Here is a 12,790-nt window from a genome sequence, read left to right on the forward strand (position 1 = left end):
CCCCCCCCCCCCCCCCCTCCCCCCCCCCCCCCCCCCCCCCCCCCCCCCCCCCCCCGCCCCTCAGGTGTCTGCCGGCGTTATCAGGTGCCCAGCAGGGCGCGGTGCTCCTCGCGCCGCTTCGCCTGCTCCGCCGGATCCGGGACCGGGAGGGAGGCGATCAGGCGGCGCGTGTAGTCGTGCTGCGGGTTGCCCATGACCTGGCTGCCGATCCCCTGCTCCACCATCTTTCCCTTGTACAGCACCCCGACCCAGGAGGAGAGGATGTCCACCACGGCAAGGTCGTGGCTGATGAACAGGCAGCCGAAGCCGAACTCCTCCTGGATGTCCTTGAACAGCTCCAGGACCTTCGCCTGCACAGAAACGTCGAGGGCCGACGTCGGCTCATCCGCTATCAGCAGCCGGGGGTTCAGGCTGAGCGCCCGCGCCAAGGACGCCCGCTGGCGCTGGCCGCCGGACAGTTCATGCGGGTACCTTCCCGCGTACGACGCCGGCAGCTGCACTGATTCCAGCAGCTCACCGACGCGTTTGCGGGCCTGCGCCTCGCTTGGCCGGGTGTGGATCAGCATGGGTTCGGCGATGCATTCCCCGATGGTCAGCTGTGGGTTGAACGACGCGGCCGGGTCCTGGAACACGAAACCGATGTCCTTGCGCAGCGGCTTGAAGGTGCGTTCACGCAGGTTCAGCATCTCGTACCCGAGCACCTTGAGGCTGCCGCCGGTGGTGCGGTTCAGCCCGGCGATGGCCCGTCCGATGGTCGTCTTCCCGGATCCCGATTCACCCACGAGCCCGAAGACCTCGCCCCGGGACAGCGTGAAGCTGACCCCGTCCACGGCTTTGAAGGCCGGAGTCCCGAGCCTGCCCGGGTACTCGATGACCAGGTTGTCCGCCGCGACGAGGATTTCTTCCTCCTGGTGGGGCCGTGCGGTGAGGCCCTCGGAGGCCGAGTTGCGGCCCAGGTGCGGCACTGCGGCGAGCAGCCGGCGGGTGTAGTCCTGCCGGGGCTCGGCGAAGAGTTTCCGGGCGGGGGCCTCCTCCACGATGTCGCCCTGGTACATGACCACCACCCGGTCGGCGAGGTCTGCCACGACCCCCATGTTGTGGGTGATCAGCACGATCGAGGTGCCGTATTTGTCGCGGAGGTCACGGAGGAGTTCCAGGATTTCGGCCTGGACCGTTACGTCAAGGGCGGTGGTGGGTTCGTCGGCGACGATGAGCCCGGGGTTCAATGCCAGGGCCGCCGCGATCACCACGCGCTGCTTCTGTCCGCCGGAGAACTGGTGCGGATAGTAGTTGACGCGGTGTTCGGGGTCCGGGATGCCCACCTTTCCGAGGGCCTCGATGGCGCGCGCCTTGGCTTCCTTCGCACTGACGCGCCCGCCGCCGTCGCGGGCGGCATGGGCCCGGATGCCTTCGGCAATCTGCCAGCCCACGGTGAATACCGGGTTCAGCGCGGTGGACGGTTCCTGGAACACCATGGCGACGTCGCGTCCGCGGATCTGCCGCAGGCGTGCGGCGCTGAGGCTGATCACGTTGGTGCCGTTGATGAGGACCGCCCCCGAGCTGCTGGCAGTTTCCGGCAGCAGGCCCAGGATCGTTTTGGCCGTGACGGTCTTGCCGGAGCCGGACTCCCCCACGATGGCCAGCACTTCGCCGGCCCCGACCTCAAGGCTGACATCCTTCACGGCATGGACGTCACCGGTGTCGCTGGCGAAAGTGACCTGAAGGTGGTCGATGTCGAGAACCGGACGGCCGGCATCGGGTGTTGGGTCCGATGGCGGGTCGATGTGGACGGTCATGAAGTCCTCACTTCTGAAGTGCCGCCCGCGGTGCCGGCGGGCGCCGGGGAGCTGCCGCCGGCGGCGCGCTTGCGGCCGCGGAGGCGGGGATCGTTCAGGTCATTGATGCTCTCGCCCACCAGCGTCAGCCCGAGGACTGTCCAGACAATGGCGAGGCCGGGGAAAAGCCCGGTCCACCAGATGCCCGAGGTGGTGTCCGCGAGCGCCTTGTTGAGGTCGAAGCCCCATTCGGCCGCCGAGCTCGGTTCGATGCCGAACCCCAGGAAGCCAAGTGCGGCCAGGGTCAGGATGGCTTCCGAGGCGTTGAGCGTGAAAATGAGCGGCAGGGTGCGGGTGGCATTGCGGTAGATGTGCCGGGTCATGATGCGTACGTTTGAAGCGCCCACCACCTTGGCCGACTCGACGAAGGGTTCCGCCTTGAGCCGGATGGTCTCCGCCCGGATCACCCGGAAGTACTGCGGAATGAACACCACGGTAATGGAGATTGCCGCAGCCAGGATTCCGCCGAGCAGGCTGGACTGTCCGCCGCTGATGACGATGGCCATCACGATCGCGACCAGCAGTGACGGGAAGGCGTAGATCGCGTCCGCTATGACCACGAGGATGCGGTCCAGCCAGCCGCCGATGTAGCCGCTGACCAGGCCGAGGATGACGCCCGCGAAGATGGACAGGACGACGGCGACGATGATGACCAGCAGCGCCGTCTGGGTGCCCCAGATGACGCGGGACAGGACGTCGTACCCGCCGACCGTGGTGCCCAGGAGGTGCTTGCCGCCCGGTTCCTGCTGCGTGGGGAAGTTGCCGTCGGCGTCCGAGAGCTGCGCGAAGCCGTAAGGGGCGATCAGGGGTGCGGCCAGCGCTGTCAGCAGGAAGATGCCGGTGAGGACGAGTCCCAGTACCAGCATCAGCCGCTGCAGCCCGACGCTCTTGTTGAAATGGGAAACGACCGGCAGCCGCCGGAGGAAGGATGCCCGCGGGTTGGCGACGGGTTCCAGGGGTGTTTCGGCGGTCATGTCAGTACCTCACACGGGGGTCGATCAGCGCGGCAACGATGTCCACGATGAAGTTGGTGACGGCGACGATCACGGCCAGCAGCACCACGATGCCCTGGACAGCAACGAAGTCGCGCGCCGTGAGGTAGTTGGCCAGCTGGAATCCGAGGCCTTTCCACTCAAAGGTCTTTTCCGTCAGCACGGCCCCGCCGAGCATCACCGCGATCTGCAGGCCCATGACTGTGATGATCGGGATCAGCGCAGGCTTGTAGGCGTGCTTGGTGACCAGCCTGAACTCACTGACGCCGCGGGAGCGCCCGGCCTCGACGTAGTCCTTGCCGAGGGTGCCGATCACGTTGGTCCGGACCAGCCGGAGGAAAATGCCCGCCGTCAGCAGGCCCAGGGCCAGGGCTGGGAGGACTGCATGGGACATCACGTCGCTGAAGGCTGCCGTGTTGCCGCTGCGCAGGGCGTCCAGCCAGTAGATGCCGGTGGGCGCCTCCAGTGCGGTCAGGGACAGCTCGGTCCTGGTGCCGGCACGGCCGGCTACCGGGAGCCAGTGCAGCCACACCGAGAACACCAGCTTTAGCAGCATGCCGGCGAAAAATACCGGGGTGGCGTAAAACAGGATCGCCAGGATCCGGAGCACGGCGTCCGGCAGGTGGTCGCGGCGGTGGGCGGCGACCATGCCGAGCGGGATGCCCACCAGCAACGCGACGATCAGGGCGTTGATGGACAGCTCAAGCGTGGCCGCACCGTACGTGGTCAGCATTTCGGTGACCTGGCGGTTGTCGGAGAGCGTGGTGCCGAAGTTGCCCGTGGCCAGCTGGCCCAGGTATTCGAAGTACTGCACCATCAGCGGCCGGTCGTAGCCGGCGGCATGGATGCGCTCCTGGAGCTGGTCCGGGGGCAGGCGGCCGCCCATGGCTGCGGTGATGGGGTCACCGGTGATCCGCATGAGGAAGAACACCATGGTGACGAGGATGAGGATGGTTGGGAAGATCAGCAGGAAGCGGACCAGGATATATTGGCCCAGCCCTCCCCCCGCCGCTTTTTTCTTGGTGGGAAGGAGCGCGTCGGCGTCGCCGGGAGGCGCGTCAATCAAGGTTGTCATCGGTACCTGAATTCGTGGTGACCGGGAGCCAGCAGTCCCCTTGTTGCTGGCCGATGACCGGCAAAAGGCGGGACGCTTCTACGGCGTCCCGCCTCCGGCCGGTCAGAGCCCGATAGGGGTTTGCTGCTTACTTGGAAAGGACGCCGAGCCGGGTCTTGAACGAGGGGTCAAGGGTCTTCTCGACACCTTTGACATCCGATCCGGCCACCAGCAGCTGTGCGCCCTGGAGCAGCGGCAGCGTGGAAAGGTCCTTGGCGACCGCCGTCTGCACCTCGCCGAGCAGCTTGTTGCGCTCAGTCTTGTCCGGCGTCACGAGCTGCTTCTGGACCAGGTCCGTGACGGCCGGGTTCTCGTAGTGGTTCTTCAGGAAGTTGCCCGGGATGAAGAATGGCGTGAGGTAGTTGTCCGCATCCGAGTAGTCCGGGAACCAGCCCAGCTGGTACACGGGGTAGGCGTCGGCGGTGCGTGCCTTGGAGTACGTCACCCACTCGGTGGACTGCAGGTCGACGGTGAACAGTCCGGACTTCTCGAGCTGCTCCTTGACCATGGCGTACTCGTCACCGGAGGACTTGCCGTAGTGGTCCGGGTTGTACTGCAGCTTCACGTTGACCGGCCCGCTGATTCCGGCGTCGCTGAGGGCCTTCTTCGCCTTGTCCAGGCTCGGCTTGCCGCTGCCGTCGCCGTACATTTCCTTCATCGGCTGGGTTGCCCCGGGCAGCCCGTCCGCGACTACCGAGTAGGCCGGGACGTAGGTTCCCTTGTAGACCTGGTCGGAGATGGCCTGCCGGTCCACGATGTCGGCCATGGCCTGGCGGACGGCGAGGGCCTTGGCGGGATTGGCTTCCGGAGTCTTGGCGCCGAAGGGCATGGTGTCGAAGTTGAAGACGATGTACCGCAGTTCCCCGCCGGGGCCCTTGTAGACCTTGACCTTGGAGTCCTTTTCGAGGTCCGCGGCATCCGTGGCGGTGAGGCTCCGGCCGGCAACGTCGATGTTGCCGCCCTGGACGTCCAGCTTCAGGTTGTTGGAATCGGCGTAGTACTTGATGACGGCGCTGTCATTGGCCGGCTTGCCCAGCAGGCCGTTGTAAGCCGGGTTGCTCTTGAGGCTGACGAGTTCGTTCTTCTTGTAGGAATCGATCGTGTACGGACCGGCGAAGGGCTTCCCGGCGACGATGTCCTCGTCGCTCATCACCTTGTCGGCCGGGAAGACTTCCTCGTCAACGATGGGGCCCGTGTTGGTGCCCAGCACGCTGGGGAAGACCTGGTCATTGCCTGCCTTGAGGGTGAACACCACCGTGGTGTCGTCCTTCGCCTCAACCGATTTCAGGTTGGACAGCAGGGAGGCGGGGCCATTGGGGTCGTTGATCTTCATGACGCGGTCGTAGGAGAACTTCACGTCCGAGGCGGTCAGCGCATGGCCGTTGGCGAACTTCAGGTTGGGCTTGAGCTTCACCGTGAATTCGGTGGGGGTGGTGAAGGAGGCGGATTCCGCGATGTCGGGGCTGGCCTCTGCAGAGCCCGGCTTGGAGTTCATCAGGAAGGGGTAGACCTGGTTCATCACCAGGAAGGAGCCCGCGTCGTAGGAGCCGGCGGGGTCGAGGGTCACGACCTTGTCCGTCGTGCCGAAGGTGATGGCACCGCCACCGGCACTGCCGGTGGACGTTCCGCCGCCGCCCGAAGGCCCGGTGCAGGCCGTCAGGGCGAGGGCGGAGATTCCTGCGAGCGCGATGGCGCGGTGCAGGGTCGATGTGCTCTTGATCATCTGTGAGCCTTCTGTTCGATGAATACGCGCGTGCAGGTACCCGGGCGGGTTCGCGCGGGTGCCTGCACGCAATGCTGATGCCTAGATTCAATCAGAGAGTCAGCCCTCAGGACGGCCAATTCTGTGAGTTGAAACACAAAATTTATTTCCGGCCCGTCTCCTGCCGCTTTTCGGGGCCCGCAGAGGGCACAAAAAGCGCCGCCCCGGTGCATCCGGGGCGGCGCTGGCGGTATGTGCTTTAGAGGGCGGCGCGCTGAAGGGAGCGTGCGGCGTCGATGGTGGCCTGGCCAAGGACCCGGGTTCCCTGGTACAGGACCACGGTCTGGCCGGGGGCGACTCCGCGCAAAGGGGCCTCGAGCCGGACGACGAGCTGGCTGGCCGCACCTTCCGCTGACGCCTCCATGCGTGCCGTGGCCGGGACGGGGTCCCCGTGGGCGCGCACCTGGGCGTAGCAGTCGAACTCAGCACCCGTTTCCACCTCGGCGATGGGCAGGCCGGCCCAGGACACCTTGATGCCGCGGATCTCGTCGATCGCCAGGAGCGCCTCGGGCCCCACCACCACCTTGTTTTCCGTGGGCCGGATCTCCAGGACGAACCGCGGCTTGCCGTCGGCGGCAGGGGTGCCCAGCTTCAGGCCGCGTCGCTGGCCCACGGTGAACGCGTTGGCGCCGGGGTGTTCGCCGACCTTGGCGCCGGTTTCGTCCACGATGTCACCGGTAGTCATGTCGATCTTTTCGGCAAGCCAGCCGGCCGTGTCGCCGTCGGGAATGAAGCAGATGTCATGGCTGTCCGGCTTGTTGGCCACGGAAAGCCCACGCCGTTCTGCCTCCGCCCGGACCTCGGCCTTGGACGGGGTGTCGGCCAGCGGAAACATGGAGTGCTTGAGCTGCTCATGGGTCAGGACGCCGAGCACGTAGCTCTGGTCCTTGGCCCAGTCAGCGGCGCGGTGCAGTTCCCGGTTGCCCTCGGCGTCTTCGACCACTTTGGCGTAGTGCCCGGTGCAGACGGCGTCGAAGCCCAGGGCGATCGCCTTCTCCAGCAGGGCGGCAAACTTGATCCGCTCATTGCAGCGCATGCAGGGGTTGGGTGTGCGGCCGGCGGCGTATTCGTCGATGAAGTCCTGGACCACGTCCTCTTTGAAGCGCTCCGAGAAATCCCAGACGTAGTAGGGGATGCCCAGGACGTCGCAGGCGCGCCAGGCGTCGCGGGAGTCCTCAATGGTGCAGCAGCCACGGCTTCCGGTGCGCAGCGTGCCGGGCATCCTGGACAGCGCCAGGTGGACCCCGACGACGTCGTGGCCGGCTTCCACTGCGCGGGCGGCGGCGACGGCGGAGTCAACTCCGCCGCTCATGGCTGCTAGTACTCGCATGCTGGCTTTCTGTCGGGGATGTAGTGGGGGTACCTGCCCGGGCAGGGGAAACGATCTTCGCCTATCTATTCTACCGGGCGGCGCAAATCAATCCCGGCCCGGGGAACCTGCCCGGTCAGCTGCCGCGCACCGCCTGGCGCGCCACCGTTCCGGCGGTCTGGATGGACGACTCGTGCCCGGCCATGCCGGCCTGCCGGGCACGGGCGTAGGCGCCGGGGAGCGCCTCAAGCAGCGCATCGACGTCGGCTTCCGTGGACGCGTGCCCGAGGCTGAAGCGCTGGGCACCGCGCGCGGTCTCTTCATTAAGGCCCATCGCCAGCAGCACGTGTGAGGGCCGGGGCACGCCGGCCGTGCAGGCCGATCCCGTGGAGGATTCGATGCCCGCCAGGTCCAGCAGGAAGAGCAGGGAGTCCCCTTCGCAGCCGGGGAAGGTGAAGTGGGCGTTTCCGGGGAGCCGGCCGTCGCCCGGCGCGCCACGCAGGACCGCTTCGGGGACCTTGCCGCGGACGCCGTCGATCAGCCGGTCGCGCAGGGCGGCGATGCGTGCCGCTTCCGCAGGGAGTGAAGCCGCGACGGCCCCTGCGGCGGCGGCGAAGGCGGCGATGGACGCGGTGTCCAGCGTGCCGGAGCGGACGTCGCGTTCCTGGCCGCCGCCGTGCTGTACGGGCGTGAGCTTGACCGACCGGCCCAGCAGCAGCGCGCCGACACCGACGGGGCCGCCGATTTTGTGCCCAGAGATGGACATGGCATCCAGGCCGGAGTCCTTGAAGCCGACGGGGAGCGAGCCGAACGCCTGCACGGCGTCCGAGTGCACGGGTACCCCGGCGGCGTGGGCCAGCTCGACGATCCGCCTGATTGGCTGGATGGTCCCCACCTCGTTGTTGGCCCACATGACCGTAACCAGCGCCACGGTGCCGGGGTCGCGCGAGAGCTCGGCCTCAAGGACATCGAGGTCCAGCACACCCTCGCTGTCCACGGGAAGCCAGGTCACCTCGGCTCCCTCGTGGCGTTCCAGCCATTCCACGGTGTCCAGCACGGCATGGTGTTCGACGGCGGAGCAGAGGATGCGCCGCCGCGCCGGGTCCGCTGCCACGCGGGACCAGTAAAGGCCCTTCACCGCAAGGTTGTCCGATTCAGTCCCTCCGGAGGTGAAAATGACTTCCGAGGGGTGGGCGCCGACGGCTGCGGCAAGCGTCTCGCGCGCATCCTCCACGGCACGGCGGGCGCGGCGGCCGGACGCATGCAGCGAGGAGGGATTGCCGGTGCGGGCCAGTTCCCGCGTCAGGGCAGCCAGCGCTTCGGGCGAAAGCGCGGTGGTGGCGGCATGGTCGAGATAGACAGGCACCCTGTAATTCTAGGCCGTCCCGCCCGGGCCGGTGATCCTGGCGCAGCAATGCCCCGCCTCGCCGTCGCCTGCGACGCGGTCTTCGGAACTGCCGCAGCCGGCCGTGGCTCCCCGGAGGAACGCGCCATTCATGCCGCACACGACCGCCGGATGCTGCTGCGAGAGCCGGTGGAAGGGACAGTTGGGGAGCAGGAAGCCGCCGTCGCCATCGGGCCGGGGCTGGTAACCCGCCTGCACCAGGAAATCCTCCAGGGACCTGGCGGCCTGCGCCAGCTCGCTGCCTTTCCGGTAGGAGGCTGCCTCGAGCGCGTCGGCCACGGCTTCTCCGCCGGAGAGCGAGGTTTCGATCGCGTCCGCCATCAGCTCACCGGCGAGATCGTAATTCCGGTCCGGAACGGAAGCCCCCACTTCGCCCGCCACCGGCCGGTACATTTTCGCCGGCCGCCCCGAGCCGGGGCCCACCCTGCCGGGCGGTTTATGGAACTCGACCGCCAGCAGCCCGTCCTGGACCAGCCGGTCAAGGTGGAAAGACACGGTGCTCCTGGGAAGGCCCGCCGCCTCCGCCACGTCATCGCGGCCGAGGGGCCGCGGCGAGGCGGCGACCACCTCGAACAGCTGCAGCCGCTTGTCATCGGTCAGCGAGGCGACGGCGGCAATCCGGTCCGCCCACGGCCGTCGGTTCATGTCCCTCCAATCCAAAGTCAAGATCTCTTGATTATAGACCATGATGCTCTCTAAAATTGGCATACCTACTTTTAGAAGGAGCGAGCCATGAAAACAGCATCCGCAGTACGCGCCCACCACGTGCCCACGGCTGAACCGGCACGGCAGGCGTTCCTGCTGCTGCGCACTGTCTTTACCGTTGCGCCAATCCTCTTCGGGCTGGACAAGTTCACGAACCTCCTCACCGACTGGACCGTCTACCTGGCGCCGCAGGCAACGGCCATCGTGCCGCTGACACCGCAGGCATTCATGTACGTCGTCGGCGTGGTGGAGATCGTCGCAGGCATCGCGGTGGCAGTCAGGCCGAAGTTCGGCTCGCTGCTGGTGGCCGCGTGGCTGGCGGGCATCATCATCAATCTCCTGCTGCTCGGCAGCTTCTACGATGTCGCCCTGCGCGACTTCGGGCTGCTGGTGGGCGCCCTCGCCCTTAACCGGCTCTCGATCCGTTCGGTCCCGGCCACGGCCTGAGATCCCGGAACACCCGCCGCATGGAACCAGGAACGCCGGCAGCTGAGCCCTCCAGCGCCGGCGCTTCCTGCTGTGGAAGTCCCGGGCAGGTCAGGCCGACGGCGGCAGCACCGGCAGGAAGCGGTTCACGTCCGTACGCGCGGCACCGAGCGAGGCGGCATCCGGACAGGACACCGACACGTAGACGGACGACTGGGCGGCGGCGAAGACACGCGCGAGGACGGCGGTCGCGCGCCCCCCGGGCGCCGTCTGCTCAAGCGCCAGCACTTCCACGTTCCGGCCGGGTTCTTCCGCGGTCCCGCCCCAGTGAAGCGTCGCCGTCTTCAGGTAGCCGGGCTGGATGGTGGGGTCGAGATACTGGTAAAGGGCCACCGTGGATTCCCTGTCGTCACCGCGCAGCAGGGGAGCCTGCCCGGTGCTGGCCCTGGCCGCCACCAGGCAGCCGTCCGACTTCAGGTACTGGCTGAGGCCGGCCACGTCCTCCTTGACCGGTTTCCAGCCCGGCGCGCGCTTCAAGTCGTCCGAGATGCCGACAGGCACGCCCGGCGCCAGGACACCGCCGGCCGAAAAGGGAAGGTCCTGGACCGCGACGGCCGCGGCATCGTGCCCCGGTGTGATGGTGGGAGTGGAAAGAACCGGTATCTCCGTCGGGGCCTCGGTCACAGCGGGGTCCCGGACGTCCACGCTGCAACCACCCATCAGCACCGCTGCCAGGCCTGCGGCCATGAGCGGCACTCCCCTGCGCCATCCGCTGCCGGCCGGTCGCGCCGTCGTCGGCATGTCCTTCTCCATTCCGTCGCTTCCCCCGGCCGTTCTGCGGCCACGCCACCACGAGTCTAGACTCCGGCCCGGCGGGGAACCCGGAGGGCCCCGGCAGTCGTTGTCACTGCAGGCCGGCACACCGGGCGGACGGGGCATGCTCTGCTGGCTAGACTGGGCGGGCACGTGGATCCACCACTCCAGGTGCGCACAAGGATAAGGAAAATTGCTTGACTGAGAGCAGCAGCTCCCACTACCAGGTCCTGCGCGTGGCAGTCACGGCCACCGAGAAGGAGATCAAGGTGGCGTACCGGCGCGCTGCCAGGAGGGCGCACCCGGACCACGGCGGCGACGCCGCCACATTCCGCCGTGTCACTGCGGCGTACGAGACCCTGATCGATCCGCAGCGCCGGCGTGCTTATGACCGCTCCTACGCCGCCGGTACCGCCGGTGGCCCCGCGTCCGGCGGCGAACCGCATTTCGATGCTCCTGCCGCCGGAAGCCGCGCTTCCGCCACCGTCCACCGGCCCGGCACTGCCCGGAATACAGCAGGCGATCCTGCCATCTACGTCCCGCCATACGACGAAGGCACTTCGGCCGGTGTTCCCCTGATCCCCCTTGCCCAGGCCCGCCAACAGGTTCACGGGATACCGCGCAAACGCGGGATTTTCGGCGCGGAAGCCCGTATCCAGCGCGAGATGCGTACTGTCCAGCTGGTGTCGCGGCAGGTCCTGCCAGCCATCCCGGCCGCCCGCCTCATCAACGGCCTGCAGTCGCCCGCCGACAACAGCCACATCGACCATGCGGTGCTGTCAGGCTACCGGCTGGCCCTGGTGAACTCGATGCTCCTGCCCAAGGGTGCCTACGCCTGGGACGGCCGCACGCTCAACCACGGTGAACGGGCACTGGCACCTCCGCAGCTGGCCGGAGTGGTGCGCGCCATGCAGGACATCTTTCCCGAACTCAACATCACGGGCTGGACGGTGGTGCTCAGCCCCGACGGCAATCTCCACGAGCCCGTGATCGACCATCACCGGCGGACGGCCGGGGGCCTGGAGACCGTGCAGATCGTCAACGCCGCGGGCCTGGTGCGCGGCCTGAAGGAATTCCTGGCCGCGGGGCCGGCCCCCAACACCGTCAACGTTCCGGTGCTGGCCCGGCTGCTGCGCGGCATGCACTGACACGGTGGCTAGGATAGGGAGGTGTTCCGCATCCTGTTCCATGCCCCCGAAATCCCCGGCAACACCGGCAACGCCATCCGCCTCGCCGCCATCACCGGCGCCGAGCTGCACCTTGTGGAACCCCTGGGGTTCGACTTCTCCGACGCGAAACTGCGCCGGGCCGGGCTCGACTACCATGACCTCGCCGTCGTCACGGTGCACAAAAGCATGGAAGACGCCTGGGAGCACCTCAAGCCGGAGCGCGTCTACGCCTTCACCTCGGACGGAACCACCAGCTACACGGACGTCGCGTACCAGCCCGGCGACGTACTGATGTTCGGCCGCGAATCTGTCGGCCTGCCCGAGGAACTGAAGACCGACTCCCATGTCACGGCAACCGTGCGGCTGCCCATGCTGCCGGCGCTGCGCTCGCTGAACCTCGCCAACGCTGCCTCGATCGCGGTGTACGAAGCCTGGCGCCAGCAGGGGTTCGCCGGCGCCCGGCTGTAGCCGCAAAAAGAATTCCCGGCCGGACCCATCCCCGCGGCCTGCCGTTCCGAATGCCTTGTGGAACCATTCGGCGGGATCGAGGAGCGGCAGGTGACATTACTTGAGCGGGGTCCCGGCACCGGGTACCGTCCCCTGCCCGGCGCTGCCGACGATCCACCGCGGGGAGACTTATGCTTGGGAGTAATGGAAACTCCCAACGCGCCGAATGCCGAGTCCGCCGCGGCGGTGACCGAACCGCCGGTGGACCCCGGACAACACCTGTCGGACCTGCTGGGACGGATTGCCCGGGGGGACCAGGCAGCGTTTGCCGAGTTCTACCAGCTGACCTCGCGCCGGGTTTTCGGTATGGCCCGGCGGGTCCTGATAGATCCCGAGCTCAGCGAGGACACCACGCAGGAAGTCTTCCTGCAGGTCTGGCAGAACGCGGCGAAGTTCGACCCCCGGTCAGGGAGTGCGCTTTCGTGGCTGATGACCATCTCGCACCGGCGGGCGGTGGACCGGGTCCGGTCTTCGCAGTCCTCCACCGACCGGGAAGCGAAGTACGGGGCCAGCACCCAGGACGTTGACCACGACACCGTTTCCGAAGAGGTCGGCAGCCGGCTGGAGGCCGAAGCGGTGGTCCGCTGCCTGGAAACACTGACCGAGACGCAACAGGAGTCCGTACGCCTCGCCTACTACGGCGGCCTCACCTACCGGGAGGTCGCGGAGCGGCTGAATGCCGCAGTTCCCACCATCAAGTCCCGCATCCGCGATGGACTGATCCGATTGAAAACCTGTCTGGGGGTGAGTTGA

Annotated in this window: 12 protein-coding genes; 4 read left to right on the plus strand and 8 right to left on the minus strand. The window is 67.4% G+C overall.

Annotation, left to right across the window (positions count from 1 at the left end):
* Positions 1-80: 80 nt before the first annotated feature.
* The 7 genes from ACYSM9_RS11585 to ACYSM9_RS11615 all read right to left on the minus strand — a co-directional run bounded on the left by ACYSM9_RS11585 (position 81) and on the right by ACYSM9_RS11615 (position 9,062).
* On the minus strand, positions 81-1,796 hold the full coding sequence (locus ACYSM9_RS11585) for an ABC transporter ATP-binding protein (protein WP_461857109.1): 1,716 nt from the start codon (positions 1,794-1,796) through the stop codon (positions 81-83).
* The gene (locus tag ACYSM9_RS11590; protein WP_461857110.1) at positions 1,793-2,809 is read right to left on the minus strand and encodes an ABC transporter permease; all 1,017 of its coding nucleotides are present in this window, start codon (positions 2,807-2,809) and stop codon (positions 1,793-1,795) included. The genes ACYSM9_RS11585 and ACYSM9_RS11590 overlap by 4 nt, the downstream gene beginning before the upstream one ends.
* A 1-nt stretch (position 2,810) precedes the next feature.
* The gene (locus ACYSM9_RS11595) at positions 2,811-3,902 is read right to left on the minus strand and encodes an ABC transporter permease (RefSeq protein WP_461857111.1); all 1,092 of its coding nucleotides are present in this window, start codon (positions 3,900-3,902) and stop codon (positions 2,811-2,813) included.
* A gap of 127 nt (positions 3,903-4,029) precedes the next feature.
* A complete protein-coding gene (locus ACYSM9_RS11600; protein WP_461857112.1) occupies positions 4,030-5,664 on the minus strand; it encodes an ABC transporter substrate-binding protein in 1,635 nt (544 codons plus the stop codon).
* A 238-nt stretch (positions 5,665-5,902) separates the two neighbouring features.
* Positions 5,903-7,033: a tRNA 2-thiouridine(34) synthase MnmA gene (gene mnmA, locus ACYSM9_RS11605; protein ID WP_461857113.1), complete on the minus strand. Its 1,131-nt coding sequence runs from the start codon at positions 7,031-7,033 to the stop codon at positions 5,903-5,905.
* 115 nt (positions 7,034-7,148) lie between these two features.
* Positions 7,149-8,378 carry a cysteine desulfurase family protein gene (locus ACYSM9_RS11610; RefSeq protein ID WP_461857114.1) on the minus strand — a complete coding sequence of 410 codons (1,230 nt, stop codon included), beginning with the start codon at positions 8,376-8,378 and terminating at the stop codon, positions 7,149-7,151.
* A gap of 9 nt (positions 8,379-8,387) precedes the next feature.
* Complete coding sequence (locus ACYSM9_RS11615; protein WP_461857115.1) at positions 8,388-9,062, minus strand: helix-turn-helix transcriptional regulator; 675 nt, start codon at positions 9,060-9,062, stop codon at positions 8,388-8,390.
* A gap of 87 nt (positions 9,063-9,149) precedes the next feature.
* Here ACYSM9_RS11615 and ACYSM9_RS11620 point away from each other — a divergent pair, with 87 nt between their 5' ends.
* On the plus strand, positions 9,150-9,569 hold the full coding sequence (locus ACYSM9_RS11620; protein WP_461857116.1) for a hypothetical protein: 420 nt from the start codon (positions 9,150-9,152) through the stop codon (positions 9,567-9,569).
* A 90-nt stretch (positions 9,570-9,659) separates the two neighbouring features.
* Here the strand turns inward: ACYSM9_RS11620 and ACYSM9_RS11625 are convergent, their stop codons facing one another.
* Positions 9,660-10,349 carry a hypothetical protein gene (locus ACYSM9_RS11625; protein ID WP_461857117.1) on the minus strand — a complete coding sequence of 230 codons (690 nt, stop codon included), beginning with the start codon at positions 10,347-10,349 and terminating at the stop codon, positions 9,660-9,662.
* Positions 10,350-10,558: 209 nt separating this feature from the next.
* On the opposite strand from ACYSM9_RS11625, the gene ACYSM9_RS11630 reads away from it, so the two are divergent.
* The 3 genes from ACYSM9_RS11630 to ACYSM9_RS11640 all read left to right on the plus strand — a co-directional run bounded on the left by ACYSM9_RS11630 (position 10,559) and on the right by ACYSM9_RS11640 (position 12,790).
* Complete coding sequence (locus tag ACYSM9_RS11630; RefSeq protein ID WP_461857118.1) at positions 10,559-11,509, plus strand: J domain-containing protein; 951 nt, start codon at positions 10,559-10,561, stop codon at positions 11,507-11,509.
* 21 nt (positions 11,510-11,530) lie between these two features.
* On the plus strand, positions 11,531-11,998 hold the full coding sequence (locus ACYSM9_RS11635) for a tRNA (cytidine(34)-2'-O)-methyltransferase (protein WP_461857119.1): 468 nt from the start codon (positions 11,531-11,533) through the stop codon (positions 11,996-11,998).
* Positions 11,999-12,181: 183 nt separating this feature from the next.
* A complete protein-coding gene (locus ACYSM9_RS11640) occupies positions 12,182-12,790 on the plus strand; it encodes a sigma-70 family RNA polymerase sigma factor (RefSeq protein ID WP_461857120.1) in 609 nt (202 codons plus the stop codon).

The organism is Arthrobacter sp. C152 (genome assembly GCF_054890965.1).